We start from the raw sequence: 23,647 nt of genomic DNA, 5'->3' as shown, positions 1-23,647 counted from the left end.
TTAAGCCAGATCGCCAAATTGTATACGGATCAACTCTTCTTCGATGAGCTGAATACCTGTTATGGTATCCATTATATCAAAAGGCAGCCTGTTGCCAAGGCCATAAGCCGGCGTATTAAGCCACTGATGAAATGCCTGGCCCGAGCCGAATATTTCTATACCGGTATCAAATAGCGCAAATGATTTAAGCAGTTTTTCGCTTAAGGCGGCATCCAGTTTTAAATCGCGGCTAACATGGTTTTGAATAGTTTTAACCGTGGTTTTAAATGTTTCCTGGAATTCATCCTGGGTAAAACCCGATAATGATAAAAAATCAAGCGCGGTTTTTGCATCCAAGCCACTTTTTGACCGGTTTAACAAGCCGATAGCATCTGTGTATTTTGGCTGACGGTTATATACGCCTTCAAAATCAGAAACATAACTTACTTTTTCAAAATCCTTATAAATCACAGGGGATTTTTTAAGGGTTGCTTGTTTTTTTACCTTTGCCATTGGTTTTATCCTCTACAACAAATATAGAAATTTTTCCATAAATAAAAGAAATTTTTCCATTTATTGTAATTCTATCCGCTGATGCTGGTAGGGTATCTCTATATGTTTAAACCCTTTCTCTTTTAGCTTTCCACTAAAATACTGTTGTACCTCATACTCGCCGTGAACAAGAAAAATGCTTTTTACCTTTTCAGGATCCTGGCAAGCCATAAAATGCAGCAGGTCCTCGTAATCGCCATGGGCGCTCATCGATCTGATGGACCTTACCTCAGCATTAACTGTGTATGGTTCGCCAAAAATGTTAACTTCCTTATCCCCGTTAAGCAAACGCCCACCCAATGAGCTGGGCTCACAGTAGCCTACCATTAAAATAGTGTTTTTATTATTGCCGATATTTTTTTTAATATGATGTTTTACCCGGCCTGCTTCGGCCATGCCCGATGCGGAAATGATAACACATGGGCCTGGGTTATCATTCAGGGCAATGGATTCTTCGGTTGATTGAATAAACCGGAGTCCTTTAAATCCAAAAGGGTTTGGGTCGGTTTTTAATACGGCTTTCACTGCTTTATTATAAACCTCAGGGTGGCCCATGATTACCTGGGTGGCTTTTTCTGATAGCGGACTATCAACAAAATAAGGCAGATCGGGCAATACACCTCTCAACTCCAGGGCATTTAAAGCATATAGCAACTCCTGTGTTCGCCCAACACTAAATGCCGGGATAATCACTTTACCCCGCTTAACCTCGCAGGTTTCTTTAATAATCTCCAATAAGGCATCCTCAATAGGCCCGATATCCTTGTGCAGCGAATCGCCATAGGTTGATTCCAGCAAAATATAATCAGACTGATCAAATACCTCCGGATCATTTAACAGCATGTCATCATATCGTCCAACATCGCCGCTAAAAGTAATATGGGTTGGCTTACCATCTTCCAATATGGATAAATGCACTACCGCGCTGCCTAATATGTGGCCGGCATCAGTAAACTTTAGCTTTACCCGGGGGGTAATCTCAAACTCCTCCTTATATTCAACAATTTTAAATAGCCTAAGCGCATCCATCGCCTGCTCATCTGTATACAGCGGCTCCAATAACGGTTGACCTTTACGCGCCCGGCGCTTGTTGATATAGGCAACATCCTGCATCTGGATATGCGCCGAATCCATCAACAGAATTCGCGCCAGATCCATTGTAGCCGACGTGCAATAAATAGGGCCATTATAGCCTTGGGCAACTAAACGCGGAATTAATCCGCAGTGATCAATATGCGCATGAGATAGCACCATATGATCAACCTTTTGTGGATTGAATCCAAAATGTTCGTTCAGGTCATCAGATTCTTCGCCCATGCCCTGGAACATCCCGCAATCCAATAATATACTGGTACCATCCTTTAAGCTGATGAGATGCTTGCTGCCGGTAACGTTACGGGCGGCGCCATGAAAGGTTATATTCATTGATAATTTAGTATGAAATAGCTTAACGAAGATGAGGATTAAAAGTTTAACGTTAATAAAACTAAGTTTTTAGTTGTTATTTTAGTTTATAGTATTTACCTTAGTTTAACCAATTGGATAATTGATGTGATTTTAAATAAGCATCAATAATATTTATTACAAAGCACATGGAAATTAAAGAATTAACCCGCGCCGAAGAACAAATTATGCAGGTATTATGGCAACTGGAAAAGGCCTATGTAAAGGATGTGATTGACGTATTACCCGAGCCAAAGCCAGCCTATAATACCGTATCAACCATTATCAGGATTCTTGAAACAAAAGGATTTGTGGGGCATACGGCATTTGGAAAAAGCCATCAATATCATCCGGTGGTAAGTAAAGACCAATACCAGGATTTTGCTTCGGATAAACTGCTGAGCGGCTATTTTGATAATTCTGTAAACCGCATGCTTTCGTTTTTTGTAAAAAAAGAAAAGATCGACCTGAAAGAGGCAGATGAGATCATGAAACTGATTGAAAAACTTAAAGACAAGTAATTATGAATTGGTGGCAATATTTATTATTGGTAAATATTTACCTGGTGCTGTTTTATGTGTTTTATGTTTTATTGCTGCGAAAGGAAACCTTCTTTCAGCTTAACCGCGTTTACCTGGTAACGGCAGCACTATTGTCGTTTATTATACCGGTTATCCAGGCAAACTGGGTACAAAACCTTTTTATTACACAACAGGTAAAGTATACTATTTATAGCATCCCGGTAATGGAATACCATTTTAAGCCCATAGACGACAGGCATATTAATATGGGCGAAATATTTGTCATTTTGTATTTAAGCGGAATATTGGTTTTATCGGCAAAGCTTACCTGGCAGTTATACAAACTCCGTAAGGTGATGCGGATGCCCAAAGCAGCTGTACCATACTCATTTTTTAAGCAAATAAAACTGGATGAAAGCAATCCCGATAATGCAGTAATTGAAGCGCATGAGCAGGTACATGCGCAGCAATGGCACTCGGCCGATGTATTGTTGATTGAAATGGTGATGATCATCAACTGGTTTAATCCGATAGTTTACCTGTACCGGTTTTCTATCAAACACATTCACGAATACATTGCCGACAGGCAGGCTGTGCAGGCCGGTACCAGTAAAGCCGATTATGCACTGCTGCTATTGAAGCAAACATTTAATGCGCCGGCCCACCGGCTGGTAAATCCGTTTTTTAACCACAGTTTGTTAAAACAACGTATTATCATGTTACAAAAAAATAAATCGCAGCGAATCTCGCTTATCAAATACGGCCTTTCGGCCCCGTTATTTATACTAATGCTTATTTTATCATCGGCAACTATTAATAACAGTAAAACTTTTACAGCAATTAATGATAAGGCGCAGGAAATATTTATAACACCGGCGTTGCAAACAGACCTTTCTGCTGTACTGCCCGGCAACAATAAACCGATTACGGCTATTAAAACAAGCGATAAGCCTGATACCGGCAAGGTATTTTCTTCGGTAGAGGAATTGCCTGAATTTCCGGGAGGTGTTCAAGGTTTCGGGAGGTTTTTAGGTGTTAACATCAGGTACCCTCAGGACGCAAGGGAAAAGAAAATACAAGGCCGGGTAATTTGTTCCTTTATTGTTGAAGATAATGGAGCTTTATCACACATCAAAATTTTAAGAGGTGTTAGTGCAGATATAGATGCCGAATCGGTTCGTGTGCTTAAGCTTTCACCTAAATGGAAACCCGGTGTACAAAACGGAATAAAAGTACGAACACAGTATACTGTTCCTATAAGTTTCACTTTAGATGTTGATAGCATTAAATTAGACGAAGCGGCACAAACACCGGTAGCGAACAAGGTTTATAGCTCGGTACAGGAACTCCCTGCTTTTCCGGGCGGTATTGAGGCGCTTGGCAAATTTTTAAGCACCAACATCAGGTATCCTAAAAGCGCGAGGGAAAAAGGGATAGAGGGAACCGTACTATGTGGCTTTGTTGTAGAAGCCGATGGCTCATTATCTAATATAGCAATCTTAAGGGGTGTTAGTGCCGATTTGGATGAAGAAGCGGTTAGGGTACTCAAACTCTCGCCAAACTGGACTCCCGGTAAGCAAGATAATACGGAAGTAAGGGTGCAATATAGCATACCAATTAGCTTTACACTTACCGGCGATAAAAAGCCGGCAAAATCAACAGAAAACAAAATGGGTAGTGTGCGGGATACTGCTGCTACTTACAAAGAATCGCTTATCTGCAATAATTTTACTACCGGTTCCAAACCGCTGTATGTGCTCAACAACAACCCCATAACCGACCTGCAGCTTAAGCTGATGGATCCAAATACCATTAAAAGCATCAACGTTTTAAAGGACAAAAGCGCCACGGCCCTCTATGGTGATAAAGGAAAAAACGGCGTGATTGTAATAACCACAAAGAACAACAAGAGCTAAGAAGCTGTTTAAATTTGATTTATTAATATTTTATGCTTCTAATGAAGCACATAACCCCGCGTCATTGCGAGTGGTACCTTCTTATAATGACATGATTGTAAGCTGTTGATTGCCAGTATGTATTTGCACATGGACGTCTTGCCCGTCATTGCGAGGAACGAAGCAATCCCCGATTTACCGAGTAGCTGTGCAAATCCGCTCTGTATTTTGGGGATTGCTTCGTCGTACCTCCTCGCAATGACGATCACGGGGCGTTTGTGGTATCCATACATGTATTACTGTTTTTTCAGCTTACCTGGTGGATACTCGCAATGACGATCACGAGGCGGTTGTGGTGGTCATAAAAAAAGCAGAGGAAAATTAATTTTCCTCTGCTTTTTCATTTAAATATCAAATCGTTGCAGCTATCATTTGAAATCTGCACATCTTTCTACTTCGTATACCTGTTAATGATATCAACTATTACCTTGTTCTTTTGTAGCTGAGGCAGATAGTCAAACAGGATATAATGTTTCTCCGGATCGGATGTCAATGCCATTTCCAGGTAGTTAAGCGCTTCATTATATTCGCCTTTGGCAAACAGATAAGCCACCATTCTATAATAAAGCTCTGCCGCTTCGGGGTTATTCTTTATCGCCTGCGAGATGATCTCGATAGCGCCCACCAGTCTTTGCTGTTCGTATAATATAGACGAATAATCAAGCCAGGCATCAATATCCAGCGGGTTTAGCTCAACCACCTTTTCATAAGCCTGTTCAGCTTCGGTCATGTGGCCCAGCTTATATTCAGCATCGGCAATGGCAAACCAATAATCGGCATTGGCAATATCAAGATCGAGCGCTTTTTTGTAAAAGTGCAGGGCCTCGAAATAACGTTCCTCAAAATCAAGCGTAACACCTATCCCAAACCAGGCATCAGCCAGTTTAGGATCCATTTTAACCGATTTTTTATAAAAAGCGCGGGCATCATCCATTTGCTCCAGCTTTTCGTAGCATTCGCCGATCGCGCAATAAGTATCAGCATTAGGTTGCTCATACTCAAAGGTGTGGCGGTATACTTCAATTGCTTCGGCATATTTCTCCAGGTTAACCAATGCGTTACCTTTGTTAAAATAGGCTGATGCAAAGCTGTCTTTTATCAGGATGGCATAATCATAAGCATCAATTGCTTTCTCAAACAAACTTAGCTTAGTATAAGCGTTGCCAAGGTTGTACCATGCCGCGTAGCTGTAAGGTTCGTTATCAATATATTGCTGATAAAACTGCACGCTCTCCTGCTGGTTGTCCATTACATCATAGCAAAAAGCCAGTTCGTACAGGGCATCCTGGTTTTCCATATTTTGCTTAAGGCAAAGCTTAAGGTAGCTTATGGCAGTATCGTAATCGCCCATGTTTTGATAAACGTAGGCAATGTGCAGTAATATCTCATCTGTTTCTTCGGCAAGGCCAAGGGCTTTTTCATAATTTTCCAAAGCTTCACCAAACCGTTCCATGCTTTCATACAGGTTGCCCCGTATAATATAAATATCGGCATCAGAGGCCTCAAGCATAGCGGCCTTTTCAAGTGCGGCAAAGGCTTCGGGAACTTTGTTGCTTACTACAAGCAACTGGGCCTGTTTAATTAAAAAAACTGCTGCAAATGGGTGTTGGTTACGTGCGTACTCTGCCACCTGCAGTGCTTTGGCCGGATCATTCTTTTCGATGTAATAGTCGATAATGTTCTCAAACGCCTGGGCATCAAAAAAGTACTGGTCGTGATTGCGGATCATCTCCTCGTACCGCTCTACCGAAAACTTTGGATCTTCGGTAAAACCAAATTCAAATTCTTCTTCCATTCAATTTTGTTTGCAGAACATCCGCTTTAGGTTAACAATAAATATTGCTTTGTAAAGACTTATTAAGTTGAAAATACGACAATAAAGCGTCCAATCGACAATTTAGTTTTCAACATTCGCACATTTTTAACAGATGTTAATTACAAAGCCTTGATAATTAATGACAATCAATTAAACGGCAATGGACGGGTGAACCAAAAATTGCCTTAAAGATTTTTACCTTTGACAAAAGTAACGATTATGAGCCTTGATATTACAGATATTTTAAAACGTTTACATATAAACGATATTAATGATGCTTTTAGTACCGGGAGCAGCTGGGGCAGCAGTAGCGATGCAGCCATAAAAAATGTTACATCGCCCGTTGACGGCCAAAAGATAGCATCGGTTAAATTTGCTACCGAAAGCGATTATAACCAGGTAATTGAGCAAGCTGCCAAAGCATTTAAAACCTGGCGCCAAACCCCTGCCCCAAAGCGCGGCGAAATTGTACGCCAGATAGGCGAGGCCCTGCGTGCCAATAAGCATGACCTGGGTACACTGGTATCCTATGAAATGGGTAAAAGTCTGCAGGAAGGCCTGGGCGAAGTACAGGAAATGATAGATATAGCCGATTTCGCGGTAGGATTAAGCAGGCAGCTGTATGGTTTAACCATGCATTCAGAAAGACCGGAGCACCGTATGTATGAGCAATACCATCCACTGGGTATTGTCGGCATTATTTCGGCCTTTAACTTCCCGGTTGCAGTATGGAGCTGGAATGCCCTGCTGGCATGGGTTTGCGGCGATGTTTGCATCTGGAAACCATCAGAAAAAACACCTTTAACCGCCATTGCCTGCCAGCATATTGCGCAGGAGGTTTTTAAAAGAAACAATATTGAAGAAGGGGTATCAAACCTCATCATCGGCGATCGTAATATTGGCGAGCTGATGGCTAATGATACACGCGTGCCACTCATTTCGGCCACTGGTTCAACCCGCATGGGCAAGGCAGTTAGCGCGGCTGTAGGCGCCCGTTTAGGCAAAAGCCTGCTGGAGCTTGGCGGCAATAATGCCATTATCATCAGCGAAAATGCCGACCTGGACATGTCGCTCATTGGCGCGGTATTTGGCGCTGTAGGCACCGCCGGGCAGCGTTGTACCAGTACCCGCAGACTTATTATACACGAAAGTGTTTACGAAGCTTTTAAACAAAAACTGGTGAGCGCTTACGGACAGATACGGATAGGTAACCCGCTGGATGAGCAAAACCACATGGGGCCGCTGATTGATCATGATGCGGTGGCGCTTTACCTGGATTCAATAGAAAAATGCAAGGCCGAAGGCGGCAAATTTGTAGTTGAAGGCGGTAAGCTGGAAGGTAATGCTTATGCATCCGGATGCTATGTGAAACCGTGTATTGCCGAGGTGGAAAATCACTTTAAAATTGTACAGCACGAAACCTTTGCGCCTATCCTCTATCTCATTAAATATACCACGCTTGAAGAGGCTATCGATTTGCAGAATAGTGTACCGCAGGGCCTGTCATCGGCCATAATGACTAATAATTTGCGCGAGGCAGAACAATTTTTATCCTATGCTGGTTCTGACTGTGGAATTGCCAACGTAAACATCGGTACATCGGGCGCAGAAATAGGCGGCGCTTTTGGCGGCGAAAAGGAAACCGGCGGTGGCCGCGAATCTGGTTCTGATGCATGGAAAGTTTATATGAGGCGACAAACCAATACTATTAATTATTCAAAAACGTTGCCATTAGCCCAGGGGATCAAGTTCGATCTCTAAAATTTTTATTACTAATATTTATACATGTTTAATTTCCGCTCATACATTACCTGCACTTTTTTATTCGCAGCATTAACAATTGATCAACCGGTATCGGCGCAGGTAATGCCTAAGCCCGAACCCGACCCGCCAAGGCACTGGCAACTAATGGACCTTAAGGAAGATGGTTACTTCGGCATCAGCTTAAAACCTGCCTATCTTTATGTAAAAGGTAAAAAAAGCAAAACTGTTGTAGTAGCTACCATTGATAGCGGAGTGGATACCCTGCAAAATGACCTGAAAAGCATTTTATGGGTAAATACAAAAGAAATTCCGGGCAACGGCATAGATGATGACCATAACGGTTATATTGACGATGTACATGGCTGGAATTTTTTAGGCGGCGCAGGCGGTAAAGCAGATTTTAATGAAACTACCGAAGAAGTACGCGAGTACAACAAACTTAAAGGCAAATATGCTGGTATCACCGACACTACCGCAACAGATAAAAACGCATTTGCTTACTGGCAGCGCGTTAAAACCGTTTATGATACTACCATAAATAAATCGCAAACAGAAACTGCACAGCTACAGCCCATCATGAACGCCTTGATGGCAACCAGCGGATACATCAAAAAATCGCTCAGTATAGGCGCAAACGGCACTTTTAAAGAAGCCGACCTTGTAAGGATCAAAACAACAAACGATACCTTAAGCCAAAGTAAATATGTATGGGCTACTATATTTTCGCAGGAGGGTGGCAACAAAACAAATGCTGCCATTATTAAAGATTTAAGCGAATACCTGGAGAAGCTCAATAACAACTTATCGCCCGACCTGGAATCGCGCAAAAGAATAGTTGGTGATAATGTAGATAGCTTGGATCATAAACCTTATGGCAACAACCTTTTAAAGTTTGCTGACGCGTCACACGGTACAGGGGTAGCCGGATTAATTGGTGCTGTACGCGGGAATAATTATGGTATAAACGGCGTTGCTGATAATGTAAGGATTATGGCGATTAAAGCTGTACCTAATGGCGATGAGTATGATAAGGATGTTGCCAATGCCATACATTACGCGGTAGATAATGGCGCAAAGATCATTAACATGAGTTTTGGTAAAAAAATATCGCCGCATAAAGAATGGGTTGATGAGGCTTTAAAGTACGCCGCTTCAAAAGATGTATTGCTGGTATTAGCCGCCGGGAATGATAACGACGATATGGATATGGAGACTGATTATCCCAACGATCTTTTTCTTGACGGATCAGCTACCGATGCTGATAACCTGATTAATGTTGGCGCTTCGGGTTCACATTTGGGCGACCACCTTGCAGGAGATTTCAGTAACTATGGTAAAAAAATGGTGGATGTTTTTGCACCTGGTGTTAAAGTAACTACTATTGACACCGATGCCGAATTTAATACTGAGGATGGCACAAGCTTTTCATCGCCAATAACCGCGGGTATTGCGGCTTTGGTGCTTGAATATTATCCAGCGTTAAGTTCAAAACAATTAAAACAGGTTATCCTGGCATCGGCTACACCATTAACCGGCACTATGGTTTACAAACCAGGCTCCAAAACCGAAAAGGTTGACTTTACTACCCTGAGCAAAACCGGCGGCATTGTAAATGCATATAAAGCGCTGCAAATTGCCTCAACAATGCGGGGAGAAAGGAAATAGATTTTTTTTGGAACAAGGACTTTCGGACAAAAGACAGAAGGACAAAAGATAAAGGACTTTAAATAGCTTTATATCTTTTGTCCTTTATCCAAAAGTCCCTCGTCCTTTGTCTGAACGTCCGAAAATCCTTTGTCCGAACGTCCTTCGTCCCAAAAATTACTTTTTCTTATCGCCGCCAATGGGTTTTACGGCGTCTTTTTTACCGGATTGGTAATCAGATGGCGCTTTTTTGCTTCCTTCGGCTGCTGGCTTCTTTTTTTCTTTTACGGCTTGTCTGTCCTTGCTCATGATCTTATAGTTTTAGATGTTAATTATGCCGGCTTGCTGGTATTGCAGCCCGGGTATTATATTGTATTTGCGGATGATTAACAGGCCCTCTTTTGTAGTGCCGGTTTTTAGGAAGAAAATGGATTGCTTTAATTTTAAAAACGCCTATCTTTGGCCAATTATTACAGCAATTAATTAAAGGTAATTGTTTTAAGCTATAAAAAGCATTCAAGGTGATTTTAAATATCGAAAACCTGTATAAATGCTTAGCTTTGCAACGTTTTTTTGATACACGTATATAAATAATAGATACATTACAACAATTCGCTAAAAAATGAAAAGCTTTATTCCAACAACCTTTTATGCATTTTTAAACTATGCAGTAGCCTTGTTACTGATTTCAACACTTTGGACGTTTGATACATTACATATTGGCGGCGCGGCTTTATTCCTGCCACTAATTGTAGGCTGGTTACAGTTGATCATGGCTATTTTTGCCGATAACAAGCTGGGCTTTATTAAAGTGTTTCCAATGAGCATGCATAATATAAATGATGTAATTATGGGTTCATTCCTGATGTGTACTCCGTGGATTTATGATTTTAGTTCAAAATTATGGATACCACAGGTTCTTTTTGGTGGCCTGCTATTCATCATGGGTATTTTCACCGAGGGATCGCCTTTGCTTAAAAGACACCAGGAACCGCTTCAAGAAGGTGGGTTTACTTCAACAGATTCAATATAATCGTTTTACATGATATAAAACAAAACAAAAGAGGCGCAAAATTTTTGCGCCTCTTTTGTTTTTGCCCCGGCTTTTATGATAAAATACTGCGTGATAACAGGCTATTTTTAAAACACCTCGTTGAGCCCTAAAAAAAAGCCGCCGGAGCCATAGCTGCCCCGGGCATAATCAAAACACATATTGGATCGGGTATATTTATTAAACAACAACCTTAAGCCAAAGCCGGCTCCCGGCTCCCAATACCTGAACAGTTTAATATCCCGCTGGTTATTGGCCGATTCTACATTTACAAAAGCAACCCCGCTCAACAACTTATTAGCCGTTAGCGGAAACCGGTATTCTGCCTCATTATATACAAAAGATGGCCCTTTAAACCTGCCGATAATAAAGGCGCGACCTATGCGACCATAGGCATCGCTGGCGGTACCCGGCAGTTCAAGGTACGGTAACGATCCTTTAAGCAGGTAATTGGCCCAGTGCCAAATGGCAAAAACATTTTCGGGGTCGGTGTCGCTCAGGCTCCAGTATTTCCTCAATTCGGCTTTTATTTGCACCGCGGCATGATTGCTGCCCAGCCAGGTTTGGTTAGCCCGTAAAATAACATCGGCGTAAATGCCTTTAAACGCGCGGTTTGGCTGATCGCGGCTGTTGTATTGAAAGTTTATTAAAACCCCATTGGCATTATATTTAAAAGGATTATACCCCTTGCGAATGCTGTACCTGTAATTATGCGTATCCTCCTCCGGGATATTTTTCCGGTTATCATCAATGTTATTATAAAAGTTAAAGCTGAGGCCCGCGCCCACATAAATATGGTCGGTTATTTTGCGGTAAATGCGTTCGTTTATTTTCAGGTAGGTATATCTTATCGGAAACTCATTGGGGTTATCGCTAAAATGCAGTTCACCCATGTGGAATGGGCCATCACCAACACTGCGCCTGCCGGTACCCAGGCCATTATCTTTGGCTATGGTTTTACCTACCTGTAAGGTACCCTGCAGGTTCCATATATTTTTTGAGGTGAACGCATTGTGTTTAAATTCGAGTGTTGAAAGGCCATTGGTTGAAATGTACGCACCCGCGTTCATTACCGAGAGAATGGTATTATGCCTGTCGCCAAAGTATTTACCTGCTGCCGAGGTTGCGCCGACTGCAAAGCCTACGCTTGGATTATAAGCTGCCGAGGGTAGCACAGCCCAAAAGAAATTCTTTTCGTCGAGGCTTGTATCGGCTTCCTCTGGTTTTTTACTGCTGAAAATTGAATTTAAATACCCGTTGGCATCTCTTTGCGTTTTTAAAGAATCATCTAAACTTACCTGGGTTTGAGCAGATAGCGCAATTGAGTTTAAAGCAAAAACACATACGCCAAGCGCAAACCTGCAGATGGGTGACATCAATTTAGGGTAATTAATTAGAGTTCAGCGCTAATATATGTCATCGGTTTGATAATTAAAAAGAGTCGGGAGGCAAAAGTTTTTAAATATTGTTCAAACTGTTGCCCCAAATAGCTTTTCGCATCGTTATCTCTGCATGCATAAATTTTCCGTAAAACTATTTGCTAATAACACAAATAGCTGTATCTTTGCAGTCCCGAAAATGCGGGGTATAATAAACGTTTAAACAATTTAATTTAAAGCAAGTGAATACGTTAAGTTACAAAACTGTCTCAGCCAACAAAAAAACCGTTAACAAACAATGGGTTGTTGTTGACGCACAAGGCGAGATTTTGGGGCGCTTGTCCACTAAGATCGCAATGATCATTCGTGGTAAAACCAAGCCAGATTTCACCCCGAACGTAGACTGCGGTGATAATGTAATAGTTATCAATGCAGACAAGGTAAAGTTGACCGGAAACAAATTCAGTGACAAAACTTATGTTTCGTACACTGGTTATCCAGGTGGTCAGCGTTTCATTTCTCCTAAGGAGTTAATGGCAAAACATCCAACACGCGTAATTGAAAAAGCCGTGCGTGGTATGTTACCTAAAAGTCGTTTGGGCAAGGCGTTATTTGGTAACCTGTATGTATATGCAGGTTCTGAGCATCCTCATGCAGCACAAAACCCAACAACCATTTAACTTTTTAATTTTAAAGGAGAAAAAAAATGCCAACAACTAACACTTCAGGCAGAAGAAAAACAGCCGTTGCCCGCATCTACCTTTCAGAAGGAAATGGTGCGATCATCGTTAACGGTAAAGATTACAAAGAGTACTTCCCAACATTGCCATTACAATACATCGTAACTCAGAGCACTGAGGTTTCTGGTTCAGCCGGAAAATTTGATGTTAAAGTAAATGTTGCAGGTGGTGGTGTAAAAGGACAGGCAGAAGCCGTTCGTTTAGCTATTGCGAAAGCCATTGTTGAACTGGATCCTGAAAAGAAACCTTCACTACGCGCTAAAGGTATCATGACCCGCGATGACCGTATGGTTGAGCGTAAGAAACCAGGTCGTAAAAAAGCACGTAAGAGATTCCAATTCAGTAAACGTTAATCACAGGAGGACAACACAATGGCAAGAACAACATATCAGGATTTACTGGATGCAGGTGTACACTTTGGTCACCTTACCCGTAAATGGGATCCGAAAATGTCACAGTACATTTTCATGGAGCGTAACGGCATCCACATTATCGATTTAAATAAAACCTTAACTAAGGTTGAAGAAGCTGCTGCAGCTATCAAACAAATTGTAAAATCAGGCCGTAAGGTATTATTCGTAGCTACAAAGAAACAAGCGAAAGATATCGTTGCCGACTATGCAAAAAGCGTAAACATGCCCTACATCACCGAGCGTTGGTTGGGTGGTATGTTAACCAACTTTGCAACCGTACGTAAGTCGATCAAAAAGATGTCAAACATCGATAAATTGACTAAAGACGGTACTTACAGCAACCTTTCTAAAAAAGAAAGGCTGATGATACAACGTGAGCGTATCAAATTAGAAACCCTTTTAGGAGGTATCTCTGATCTGAACCGTTTACCTGCAGCATTATTCCTTATCGACGTTAAGAAAGAGCATATCGCAGTTTCAGAAGCTTTGAAGTTGAACATCCCTACATTTGCTATGGTTGATACCAACTCCGATCCTTCAAACATCGATTTCCCTATTCCGGCGAATGACGATGCTACAAAATCAATTTCATTGATCACCAGCATTATCATCAAAGCTATTGAAGAAGGTTTGGATGAACGCAAACGCGAGAAAGAAGACGAAGCAGAAAAAGAAGCAGCTACCGCGAAAGCTAAAGCTGATGCTCCTGAAGTAAAAGACCGCAGTGAAAACGAAGGCGGTAAAAGAACCAGGAAAACTGCCGAAGTTGCAGACGTTGTAGCCGACGCTGAAACTGAAACTCCTGCTGCCGAAACAGAAGAGTAATCGAATTTAGTTGTGGGTTGTAGGTTGTGAGTTATAAGTTTTTTATAATCTACAATTTACAACCCATAGTTTTAATATTAAAAACAGTTGCAAGTTATAATAGCCAATTAATTTTGCCTTTAACTTACAACTTATAACAAACAACTTAAAACTCAAAAAAAATGTCTACAGTACAAATATCTGCAGCCGACGTAAATAAACTGCGCCAACAAACAGGTGCCGGTATGATGGATTGCAAAAAAGCACTAACCGAAACTAACGGTGATTTTGAAGCAGCTATCGATTTTTTAAGAAAAAAAGGTGCTAAGGTTGCAGCAAGCCGTCAGGACAGGGAATCAAACGAAGGCGTTGTTATTTCACGCACTTCTGCTGATGGCAAAACCGGTGTTATCATCGAACTTAACTGCGAAACTGATTTCGTGGCTAAAAACGCTGAGTTTGTTGCTTTCGCTAACGAAATTGCTAACAAAGCCGTTGAAAACCAACCAAAAAGCATCGAAGAGCTTTACGCTATTTCAATTGATACCGAAAACACCACTATTACTATTGGTGACGCTATTATCGACAAAACCGGTAAAATCGGCGAAAAAATCGGTGTATCTAAATTAGAGATCATCACCGGCGAAAAAGTTATTGCTTATGTACACGGTAACTTCCGTTTAGGTGTATTGGTAGCTTTAAACTCAAACCCGGCAGGTGCTGATGAAGCAGGTAAAGATGTTGCAATGCAAATTGCTGCTATGAACCCTATCGCGGTTGATAAAGATGGCGTTGATGCTTCTGTAATTGAGCGTGAGCTGGAAATTGCTAAAGATGTGATCCGTGCTGAAGGTAAACCAGAAGAAATGGTTGAAAAGATTAGCTTAGGTAAACTGAACAAATTCTATAAAGACTCAACCCTGTTAAACCAGGAGTTTGTAAAAGATTCATCAAAAAGCGTTGCCCAGTTCCTGGCCACCGTTGAAAAAGGCCTTACAGTAACCGCCTTTAAGCGGGTAGCTTTAGGAGCTTAAATATTTTATCCCCCTCGTATAAAACGAGGGGGATTTTTTTTGCGATATTGTTTTGATAACTCTAATGTTATTTCGGGGAGAAACGACGAAACAATAGCAAACTATACAGAGCGAAGATGCACAGTTCGCGATTGCCGCGCTGCGCTCGCAATGACATGTTGGTAAAACCTTCAGGAATCATGATAACAGCACTTCACAACCTCCAACTCATTTCAAACGGGCAAATTGCCCATGGTAAAGCCGTTTTAATTTCAAACGGATCGATCATCGATGTTATTGATGAAACCGCCATGCCTGCTGATGCAGAAAAGAAGGATCTTAATGGCTCATATCTTGCTCCCGGTTTCATCGATCTGCAGATCTATGGCAGCGGAGGAAAGCTTTTTGCCGGCACGCCAACTGTTGAAGCACTGGAACGCTTAGAGAACGATCTGTTAAACCAGGGAACTATAGGCGTTTTTGCAACCATAGGCACCAATACCAATGAAATTGTAGAGGCAGGAATCGAGGCTGCTAAATTATACCGCAAAAAGGCGAGGGGCGCATTCTGGGGCCTGCACCTGGAGGGGCCGTATTTAAACCCTGCAAAAAGGGGCGCTCATCCCGAAAAATATATCAAAAAAGCAACCCTTGCAGAAGTTAAGGGCTGGGTGGAGCGCGCCGAAGGCGAAATAAAAATGATCACCATAGCACCCGAGCTGCAGGACCAGGAAGTGATTGATTACCTGTACAGCCAGGGCATTATCATTTCATCAGGCCATAGCAATGCTACTTATGCCGAGGGTAAAGCGTTTTTAAACAAACCCATACAGGCGGTTACGCATTTATTTAATGCCATGCCGCAGATGCACCACCGCGAACCAGGCTATATTCCTGCTATTTTTGAGGAATGCCCCTTTACCAGTATCGTGGCCGATGGTATCCATGTTGATTTTGCGATGATCCGCCTTGCCAAGCGCGAGTTGGGTGATAAATTATTTTTGATTACCGATGCGGTAACTTCTACCAAGGAGGGCACTTATCAACATGAGCTAAGGGGCGACAGGTATACCATGCCCGATGGAACACTCTCGGGCTCATGCCTTACTATGCTAAAGGCTGTGGAAAATTGTGTAAAAGAGGTTGGTATTTCCCTGGCCGAAGCTGTTAATATGGCCTCGTTATACCCGGCACAACTGGCAAAACAACTAAAAAAGGGCAAAGTTGAAAAAGGTTTTGATGCCGACCTGGTTATGTTTAATGCTGATTTTGAGGTAGAAAGCACCATTTTACAAGGCGATTTTTTAACAAAGACAACATAAAATTTTAACACTGATTTTTATTCTTTATTTTTGGCGAACTACGCACATATGAACAAAGCTTTATCAATTCATGATATCCACAAAAGCAAGTTCCATCTATTTCTATTATTAACAAATCACACCAAATGAAATACAAAAGAATTTTACTGAAACTTTCGGGCGAATCGTTAATGGGCAGCAGGCAATATGGCATCGACAATGCCCAGGTTTTGCAATATGCCCAGGATATAAAAAACGTGTATGATACCGGTATGGAAATAGCGATCGTTGTTGGTGGCGGTAATATTTTCAGGGGCCTGAGTGCCGAAAAATCGGGCATGGAGCGTGCGCAGGCCGATTATATGGGGATGCTGGCTACTGTGATCAACTGCATGGCACTGCAAAACGCGCTGGAAAGTATTGGCGTGGAAACCCGCCTGCAATCGGCCATTAAAATGGAGCAGATTTGTGAGCCTTACATCCGCCGCCGCGCGATGCATCATTTAGAAGTTGGCAAAATAGTAATCTTTGGTGCCGGTACAGGAAACCCGTATTTTACTACAGATACCGCGGCATCATTACGCGCTATTGAAATTAAAGCCGATGTTGTACTGAAAGGCACCCGTGTTGATGGTATTTACACCGCCGATCCGGAAAAGGATCCCAGCGCTACCCGTTATGACGAGATCTCGTTCCAGGAAGTATACGATAAAGGCCTAAATGTAATGGATATGACAGCCATTACCCTTTGCCAGGAAAATAAGCTGCCTATTATTGTATTTGATATGAACAAAGAAGGCAACTTTATGAAGATTGCCAATGGTGAAGCCATTGGTACACTGGTGAAGTAAAGCGACAATCCTTTTATTTTGTTATCCTGACGAAGGAGGGACAAGTCTTTTATGTTATTGCGAACAAAGCAATCACGAAGTATGCATATTTGCTTTGCATCCTTGGGATTGCTTCGTTCCTTATAATGACGTAATTGAAAGCAATTGATTATCGATGTTTTTTTTGCATTATTTTTATGTAGAGGCACATCACATGTGTCTTCCACATGCAAATCGAACCTTGGTAAATCGGCCTGTTTGGCGGGAGACGCATGTGATGCGCCTCTACAAGAATCCCCATTTACAATTATGTCATTACTTTTTTCCAGCTACTTAAAATAGCCGCCCGATGCCTGGTTTTATTTTGTTATAGCAGCATAGATGATAGTAAACATGATTGTCCCGAACCACAGCATAAATATTACGGCATGAATTGCTACAGCCATCCGAAAAGCTTTGCCTTGCTTAATCAGTTTAAATATCGATCTGAAAAGCAAAACAATATTACCGACGGTAGCAATCAGGATGAACAACAAGTCAATTCCTGCCCCAGCTAAATTGGTGGGCGAAATGGTGGCACCAACAATAATAAGTAGGATGGCGAATCCATAAAACATAATAATTGGCTGCCATTTACTTTCCAGTTCATCTGTTGGATTATTCATTCTCTAAAATAGGCTTTAAAAGTAAAAGGCCCACAAGGGTTTAAAACTTTGCAGGCCGGTCTTGTCATTCGTGAAATTCGAAATAATGCGTGAAATTAGTCCTTTATCTATTTATCACTCAGCATTATCGGGTTTCCCCTACCGCCGCCAATAATGATTACTTTGGCATTTGGCGACGTAGCGATAGCCATTTGTGCCTTAATGGTTTCGTATTGTAATTGCTTGTCAGACAATCCTGTGGATAGTATCTTTTGATAGTCGGCTATACCCTGTGCTTCTACACGCTTACGTTCCGCCTCCTGTTTCTCCTTTTGCAAAACAAACTGCATTTTTTGAGCGTCCTGCTCGGCGTTGATCTTTGATTCGATACTCGCTCTTACAGACGCAGGCAAGGTGATGTTACGAACAAGGATCTGCTGAAGCTCCAGGCCCCTTTTTACAAAGTTTGCTGTTATATAACGGTTTATTTTATCCTGAAATTCCTGCCTTTTGGTTGAATACAGATCAACGGCGGCATAATTTACAGCGTTGTCTCGTATAGCGGTACGCGATACAGGGCGAACGATTTTTTCCAGGTAATCTACACCAATATTTTGAAGGATGAACGGTGCCTTATCAGGGCTTACTTTATATTGTACCGAGAGATCGATGCTAACCTCTAATCCATCAGATGATAATACCCTAATAGCATCGTCACCTTCTTTTTGGCCCTCGCTACTAACTGCACTCATGGTATAAGTTTGCGTCCGGGTATCAAAAACAGTTATCTCCACAGCGGGGTTAATTATATGCAAACCGCTTTCTAACACATTATCCTGCACCTTACCAAAAAGGGACTGCACACCTGCATGGCCCGGTTCAATAACCTTAAACATGGATAGTATCAGGCCTACGGCTACCATTACTCCACCAACTATACTTACGGTGTTACTAAAATGATTTGCGGGCTGGGGCGAGCGTTTGAGCACTATACCCACCACGAGTACAATAACTCCTAATATTGCTATAAACATGCAATGAAGTTACACCTTTTTCTGTGAGTTTCTTACGTCTTTTAACAGTCTTATTTTTAAGAAAATAACAACCAGACAAACAAACACGGCAACGCCCAAATACAGATAATTTTTGGCCATGAATGATTGATATGCCACAAAAGCGCACAATACTGCACCTATGGTATATAATACATTGAGCACTAATTTAAAGCCCATATACTAATAAACATTAAGTGTAGGGTCAATTTCTGCGGCCCAGGCTAAAATACCGCCGTTTAAGTTATATAAGTTGGTAAAACCACGCTGCTCCAACTGCATAATGGCGGCCGCGCTGCGTTTACCACTGCGGCACATTACCACTACGGGCTTATCTTTATTAATCTTTTCGGCCTCTATTAATATGCCACCAAGGGGTATTAACTGCCCACCAAGGTTTGATGTTTCGTATTCAAAATCTTCCCTAACGTCAATCAGCTGAAAATCTTCACCTTTGTCAATTTTCTCTTTTAGTTCCTGTACGGTTATCTCGTTCATGATAAAATAAATTAATACTCAAAGGTAGCTTTTTTTCTATTGCAAATAATTACACGATATTTTTGTAACAATCAATGCCCGGGAGCGTTTATTATATGGTTTACTTAGCAATACGTTATTTTGAGCAACAAAAGGCAGTAAATCAGCAATGCCGATCTGATAATTTTACACAAATATTAAACCGGCATTAAATTTAAACAGATCATATAGATGAAAAAAGTTACCCGCTTTTTCTGGTTTTGTTCAGGAGCACATATAGATACGTTAAAAAAATACCCTATCGAGCATAATAAATATGTAGGTATTGGAGCTACTATATTTTTTACCGCCCTGTTTGCCTCCCTATCTGGCGGCTATGCCATGTATTTTGTTTTTAATGGCGATGCCTTTGCAGTAGGCTTTGCTATTTTGTTCGGCCTGTTGTGGGGAACGGCTATTTTTAACATGGATCGCTATATTGTATCCAGCATTAATAAAGAAGGTACAACCAACCAGCAGATCCTGCAGGCCTCCCCGCGTATTCTGCTGGCTATTATGATAGGTATAGTTATATCCCGCCCGTTGGAGTTGAAGATATTTGATAAAGAGATTCGCCAAAAATTAAAATCCTCCTACCTTAAAGGCCAGCACCGTAAAATCGATACCCTGGAAAAAACATACAACCAAAAGTATGCGATGGAAATGGGTAAGAATAGCGACCTGAAAAAGGAGAAAGACTCTCTCGAAAAAGATATCAACCGCACCCGTTTCCTGCTGAACCAGGAAGTATTTGGCGATAAAACCAACCAAACATCGGGCATCACCGGGTATGGCACTTACGCCAAACAAAAACAAAGTGTATTAGAGGAAAAAGAAAATCGCCTGAAAACAGTAACCGGCAACCTTGGCGAGATGGACCAATACCTGAGCCGGCGCAAAGAATTTGAAGGTTTAAACAATGCCAGGTTATTTAATGATCATCAGCTGGACAGCCTGGCCAACATAGCCGGCTTTGCTGATCGTAACTGGGCGCTTGGGCAGCTATCCTTCAACGAAAACGGCACCCGGGACCTTGATACCTATATGGCCATTTCATTTATTGGCTACCTGTTTATTTTATTTGAGTGCCTGCCCGTATTTGTAAAGCTGATGTCGCCCAGGGGGCCATATGATGCAGCGATTGGGAAAACGGCCGAAGCCAACCTTTATATGGCCGATAAAGAAAAGGACCGGGACATGACGGTTACTGATAATATTTACGACCATAACCTGGATACCGATGTCCAGCGGCGCAAGAAGATCATCTCAACCCAATCCGACTATGATTTTGAGCGCCATAATTATGATTGAAGCAATTGGATAGGGGCTATCCAATTTAGCCGTTAATTTCCCCCTAAAAGCGTATCTCAACTTTCAAAAAAATCTTAAAAATAAAAAATGTAAATCCAAGCTTTTATAAATCCCGTTTATATTATCATTTAATACATAATACATTGGGATGAAAGAAACGCTGAATTACAAAGTCAGGGCGATTGCAGTAAATATCAGGAAAACGCGCGAACAGTTAAACTATACACAGGAGTACCTTGCTGCAAAATTGAATATATCGCAAAACGCCTATAGCAAAATTGAGTTAGGTTATACCAAAATAACCGTTGAAAGGCTTTTTCAGATAGCTGCCGTATTAGAAGTAGATATCCATAGCCTGATAGATACAGAAAAACCATCTGTTGCGCAGTAATTTAAAAATTATCCGCTGTTTCATCCCGGGCAATAATATCTTTGCAACCGGATGGAAAACGCAAATCTGATCAGTAGCACAGTACAATTTGTACGTGATACCCTTAAAAATGCTGAAGGCGGCCACGACTGGTGGCACATACACCGCGTATGGACCAACGCCAAATTGATTGCAAAAACAGAAAAAGCCGATCTGCTTACCGTTGAACTTGCCGCCCTGCTTCATGATATAGCCGATAGCAAATTTCATAATGGCGATGAAGAAATTGGACCGTTTACTGCCGGCAAATACCTGCAAAGTGTAAATGTTGAAGCGGAGGTGATTGAGCATGTACAACAGATCATCAGGCATATATCGTTTAAATCGAGCTTTGATAAAGCAACTTTTTACTCGCCCGAACTGGCTATAGTACAGGATGCCGACAGGCTTGATGCCATTGGCGCAATTGGGATAGCAAGGGCTTTTAACTACGGCGGCTTTAAAGGCAGGGAAATTTATAATCCGGAGGTTGAACCCAATTTAAATATGAACAAAGAGGAATATAAAAATTCCCCGGCGCCCTCAATTAACCACTTTTACGAAAAACTATTACTATTGAAAGATAAAATGAACACCGCAACCGGCCGTAAAATGGCCGATCAACGCCACGCGTTCATGGAAACCTATTTGCAGCAATTCTACCTCGAGTGTAAGCCATAGGTTTCAATAATCGTTTCAGCATTTAACTATTACCCATGAAAAAAACTTTCCCTTTTATAATTTCCCTGTTAGGTATCTCTCTCGCCGCAAAAGCTCAGGATACGCTTAAACAGCAGCGCTTTAACTTTCATTTTCAACAAACTATTATAACCCAGTATAAACCATCGTTTGGAGCGGATTATACTGGCGATAACAGCTTGCTTACCAAATCAGAAACACAAAGCTCAATAACTACTACTTTTTTTGGCGGTGCCAGGCTATGGAAAGGAGCCTCGGCCTATTTTAACCCCGAAATGTCTGGGGGATCGGGCTTGAGCAAGACCCTGGGTGTAGCCGGTTTCCCAAATGGTGAAACATTTAGGGTTGGTGGTTCAGATCCCAAGATCTATATAGCCCGCCTGTACTTTACCCAGAATTTTGAATGGGGAAAAGATAAAGACACTATACAGGATGATGCTAACCAGCTTGCTGGCTTAAAAAGCAAACGCTATTTCTCGGTAACCGCAGGTAAATTTGGCATGGCCGATTTTTATGATGGTAACGAATTTAGCCACGACCCACGCTCACAGTTCATGAACTGGTCACTAATGGATAATGGCGCCTGGGATTACCCGGCCAATACCCGGGGCTATGCCATGGGTATACATACCGAATTAGGAATGCCCAACTGGACGTTAAGGTTTGCCTTCACCATGTCGACAACCACCGCTAACGGCGCTATCTGGGATGCAAAAATAGGGAAGGCCAATACCCAAACCCTGGAGTACGAAAGACGCTACACACTTAACGGCAATAAAGGAACGCTAAGGGTTTTAGGTTTTCGTAACAATGGCAAAATGGGCGATTATCGCCAGGCACTGGCCATTAACAAGGTTAACCCGGTTGTGGATACCAATTTAGTTTATGGCAAGCATAAATACGGTTTTGGCATTAGCGCTGACCAATACCTAAGCAAAGACTTTGGGGTATTTGCCAAGCTAAGCTATAATAATGGTCATACCGAAACCTGGTATTTTACTGAAATAGACAGGTCATTAAGTTTTGGAGGCGTACTGAAAGGCAGTTCATGGAAACGCGGCGATGACGAGTTAGCATTGGCATTTGTGGCAAACGGCCTATCCAAACCCCATAGTGATTACCTGGCAGCCGGCGGCTATGGCTTTATTATTGGTGACGGCAAGTTGAATTACAGTCATGAATTGATAGCCGAACTGTATTATAAAATAAACGCCTATCAAAAAAAATTCTGGCTGACACCCGATTACCAGTTTATACTAAACCCGGCTTACAATAAAGATCGCGGCCCGGTAAATGTGTTTTCGATGAGGGCGCATGTGGAGTTTTAATTGTACCGGTATTTAAAATAATAATCCCTTATGGTGATGCTCATTTGTTCGGTATCGCCGGCTATTAAAATACCTGCCACTGAAACATCGTTTGCAAGAACCCAGTAATATGCCCTAATTACCGGGTTCTTTATTTCGCCCCAATTTTTCCATGTCTTTCTCAACGACATTCTTAACCCCCGCCCTTTATCTATGCTCTCTATATCCCGCCAGGCAATGGCACAGCCCTTTTTCTGAATAAAAATAAAATCGGGGGTTATTACTATAGCAGGGATTCCCTTTATCACGTAATAAGTGTGTTTAACAAAAAATATCAGGAAATAATCAATAACCAGCACCACTATGATGGCACTGGAATAATCTTTATCAGCAATCAGCTTTGTAAATATCGAATAAACCGGCTGCGCCAATAAAAGGCCAAAAAGTACCATTGGAAAAATAAAATATGGATTGTATTTATAAACTCTTGTTCTGTCCATATCT

Annotated in this window: 25 protein-coding genes; 15 read left to right on the top strand and 10 right to left on the bottom strand. The window is 41.7% G+C overall.

Annotated features, from left to right (window positions below):
• Together parS and AC1DQW_RS01030 are read right to left on the bottom strand one after the other, a co-directional pair.
• Entirely contained in the window at positions 1–492 is a 492-nt protein-coding gene (gene parS, locus AC1DQW_RS01035; RefSeq protein ID WP_477452428.1) for a type II RES/Xre toxin-antitoxin system antitoxin, read from the bottom strand.
• 60 nt (positions 493–552) lie between these two features.
• Positions 553–1,956, bottom strand: coding sequence for an MBL fold metallo-hydrolase RNA specificity domain-containing protein (locus AC1DQW_RS01030; protein ID WP_477452427.1), 1,404 nt, complete (start codon positions 1,954–1,956; stop codon positions 553–555).
• Positions 1,957–2,123: 167 nt separating this feature from the next.
• On the opposite strand from AC1DQW_RS01030, the gene AC1DQW_RS01025 reads away from it, so the two are divergent.
• Both AC1DQW_RS01025 and AC1DQW_RS01020 read left to right on the top strand, forming a co-directional pair.
• Positions 2,124–2,495: a BlaI/MecI/CopY family transcriptional regulator gene (locus AC1DQW_RS01025; RefSeq protein ID WP_477400913.1), complete on the top strand. Its 372-nt coding sequence runs from the start codon at positions 2,124–2,126 to the stop codon at positions 2,493–2,495.
• A 2-nt stretch (positions 2,496–2,497) separates the two neighbouring features.
• Positions 2,498–4,411, top strand: a complete 1,914-nt coding sequence (locus tag AC1DQW_RS01020; RefSeq protein ID WP_477452426.1) for a TonB family protein — start codon at positions 2,498–2,500, stop codon at positions 4,409–4,411.
• Between the two features lie 430 nt (positions 4,412–4,841).
• On the opposite strand, the gene AC1DQW_RS01015 is transcribed toward AC1DQW_RS01020, so the two are convergent.
• The gene (locus AC1DQW_RS01015) at positions 4,842–6,245 is read right to left on the bottom strand and encodes a tetratricopeptide repeat protein (RefSeq protein WP_477452425.1); all 1,404 of its coding nucleotides are present in this window, start codon (positions 6,243–6,245) and stop codon (positions 4,842–4,844) included.
• A gap of 240 nt (positions 6,246–6,485) precedes the next feature.
• On the opposite strand from AC1DQW_RS01015, the gene amaB reads away from it, so the two are divergent.
• The gene (amaB, locus tag AC1DQW_RS01010; RefSeq protein ID WP_477452424.1) at positions 6,486–8,027 is read left to right on the top strand and encodes an L-piperidine-6-carboxylate dehydrogenase; all 1,542 of its coding nucleotides are present in this window, start codon (positions 6,486–6,488) and stop codon (positions 8,025–8,027) included.
• Between the two features lie 24 nt (positions 8,028–8,051).
• On the top strand, positions 8,052–9,695 hold the full coding sequence (locus AC1DQW_RS01005; protein ID WP_477452423.1) for a S8 family serine peptidase: 1,644 nt from the start codon (positions 8,052–8,054) through the stop codon (positions 9,693–9,695).
• A gap of 156 nt (positions 9,696–9,851) precedes the next feature.
• Here AC1DQW_RS01005 and AC1DQW_RS01000 read toward each other — a convergent pair whose 3' ends face one another.
• Positions 9,852–9,983 (bottom strand): hypothetical protein, encoded by a 132-nt coding sequence (locus tag AC1DQW_RS01000; RefSeq protein ID WP_477400920.1) that lies wholly within the window; start codon positions 9,981–9,983, stop codon positions 9,852–9,854.
• 313 nt (positions 9,984–10,296) lie between these two features.
• Between AC1DQW_RS01000 and AC1DQW_RS00995 the strand changes: the two genes are divergently transcribed.
• Positions 10,297–10,707 (top strand): SPW repeat domain-containing protein, encoded by a 411-nt coding sequence (locus tag AC1DQW_RS00995; protein WP_477452422.1) that lies wholly within the window; start codon positions 10,297–10,299, stop codon positions 10,705–10,707.
• A gap of 107 nt (positions 10,708–10,814) precedes the next feature.
• On the opposite strand, the gene AC1DQW_RS00990 is transcribed toward AC1DQW_RS00995, so the two are convergent.
• On the bottom strand, positions 10,815–12,101 hold the full coding sequence (locus AC1DQW_RS00990; protein WP_477452421.1) for a BamA/TamA family outer membrane protein: 1,287 nt from the start codon (positions 12,099–12,101) through the stop codon (positions 10,815–10,817).
• Between the two features lie 245 nt (positions 12,102–12,346).
• On the opposite strand from AC1DQW_RS00990, the gene rplM reads away from it, so the two are divergent.
• From rplM to pyrH, 6 genes are all read left to right on the top strand, one after another.
• Positions 12,347–12,784 carry a 50S ribosomal protein L13 gene (gene rplM / locus AC1DQW_RS00985; protein WP_290327650.1) on the top strand — a complete coding sequence of 146 codons (438 nt, stop codon included), beginning with the start codon at positions 12,347–12,349 and terminating at the stop codon, positions 12,782–12,784.
• 26 nt (positions 12,785–12,810) lie between these two features.
• Complete coding sequence (gene rpsI, locus AC1DQW_RS00980) at positions 12,811–13,197, top strand: 30S ribosomal protein S9 (RefSeq protein ID WP_477413142.1); 387 nt, start codon at positions 12,811–12,813, stop codon at positions 13,195–13,197.
• Positions 13,198–13,215: 18 nt separating this feature from the next.
• The gene (rpsB, locus tag AC1DQW_RS00975; protein WP_477400925.1) at positions 13,216–14,082 is read left to right on the top strand and encodes a 30S ribosomal protein S2; all 867 of its coding nucleotides are present in this window, start codon (positions 13,216–13,218) and stop codon (positions 14,080–14,082) included.
• A gap of 161 nt (positions 14,083–14,243) precedes the next feature.
• Positions 14,244–15,095: a translation elongation factor Ts gene (tsf, locus tag AC1DQW_RS00970; protein WP_477400926.1), complete on the top strand. Its 852-nt coding sequence runs from the start codon at positions 14,244–14,246 to the stop codon at positions 15,093–15,095.
• A 179-nt stretch (positions 15,096–15,274) separates the two neighbouring features.
• A complete protein-coding gene (gene nagA, locus AC1DQW_RS00965; RefSeq protein WP_477452420.1) occupies positions 15,275–16,396 on the top strand; it encodes an N-acetylglucosamine-6-phosphate deacetylase in 1,122 nt (373 codons plus the stop codon).
• Between the two features lie 125 nt (positions 16,397–16,521).
• Positions 16,522–17,226, top strand: a complete 705-nt coding sequence (gene pyrH / locus AC1DQW_RS00960) for a UMP kinase (protein WP_477452419.1) — start codon at positions 16,522–16,524, stop codon at positions 17,224–17,226.
• Between the two features lie 338 nt (positions 17,227–17,564).
• Here the strand turns inward: pyrH and AC1DQW_RS00955 are convergent, their stop codons facing one another.
• From AC1DQW_RS00955 to AC1DQW_RS00940, 4 genes are all read right to left on the bottom strand, one after another.
• On the bottom strand, positions 17,565–17,870 hold the full coding sequence (locus AC1DQW_RS00955; protein ID WP_477452418.1) for a hypothetical protein: 306 nt from the start codon (positions 17,868–17,870) through the stop codon (positions 17,565–17,567).
• 107 nt (positions 17,871–17,977) lie between these two features.
• Positions 17,978–18,883 (bottom strand): prohibitin family protein, encoded by a 906-nt coding sequence (locus AC1DQW_RS00950; protein WP_477452417.1) that lies wholly within the window; start codon positions 18,881–18,883, stop codon positions 17,978–17,980.
• 9 nt (positions 18,884–18,892) lie between these two features.
• The gene (locus AC1DQW_RS00945; protein WP_477452416.1) at positions 18,893–19,081 is read right to left on the bottom strand and encodes a DUF6358 family protein; all 189 of its coding nucleotides are present in this window, start codon (positions 19,079–19,081) and stop codon (positions 18,893–18,895) included.
• Positions 19,082–19,084: 3 nt separating this feature from the next.
• Positions 19,085–19,399, bottom strand: coding sequence for a rhodanese-like domain-containing protein (locus AC1DQW_RS00940; RefSeq protein WP_477413129.1), 315 nt, complete (start codon positions 19,397–19,399; stop codon positions 19,085–19,087).
• Positions 19,400–19,609: 210 nt separating this feature from the next.
• On the opposite strand from AC1DQW_RS00940, the gene AC1DQW_RS00935 reads away from it, so the two are divergent.
• The 4 genes from AC1DQW_RS00935 to AC1DQW_RS00920 all read left to right on the top strand — a co-directional run bounded on the left by AC1DQW_RS00935 (position 19,610) and on the right by AC1DQW_RS00920 (position 23,164).
• Entirely contained in the window at positions 19,610–20,728 is a 1,119-nt protein-coding gene (locus AC1DQW_RS00935; protein WP_477452415.1) for a DUF4407 domain-containing protein, read from the top strand.
• 148 nt (positions 20,729–20,876) lie between these two features.
• A complete protein-coding gene (locus tag AC1DQW_RS00930; RefSeq protein WP_477452414.1) occupies positions 20,877–21,119 on the top strand; it encodes a helix-turn-helix domain-containing protein in 243 nt (80 codons plus the stop codon).
• A gap of 51 nt (positions 21,120–21,170) precedes the next feature.
• Positions 21,171–21,818: an HD domain-containing protein gene (locus tag AC1DQW_RS00925; RefSeq protein ID WP_477452413.1), complete on the top strand. Its 648-nt coding sequence runs from the start codon at positions 21,171–21,173 to the stop codon at positions 21,816–21,818.
• A gap of 35 nt (positions 21,819–21,853) precedes the next feature.
• Positions 21,854–23,164 carry a carbohydrate porin gene (locus AC1DQW_RS00920; protein WP_477452412.1) on the top strand — a complete coding sequence of 437 codons (1,311 nt, stop codon included), beginning with the start codon at positions 21,854–21,856 and terminating at the stop codon, positions 23,162–23,164.
• On the opposite strand, the gene AC1DQW_RS00915 is transcribed toward AC1DQW_RS00920, so the two are convergent.
• Entirely contained in the window at positions 23,161–23,643 is a 483-nt protein-coding gene (locus AC1DQW_RS00915; RefSeq protein ID WP_477452411.1) for a hypothetical protein, read from the bottom strand. The genes AC1DQW_RS00920 and AC1DQW_RS00915 overlap by 4 nt on opposite strands.
• Between the last annotated feature and the right edge of the window lie 4 nt (positions 23,644–23,647).

Source organism: Mucilaginibacter sp. P5_A4 (genome assembly GCF_056400605.1).
The sequence above is the reverse complement of the archived record's forward strand: the minus strand, read 5'-3'. Positions and strand labels throughout refer to the sequence as shown.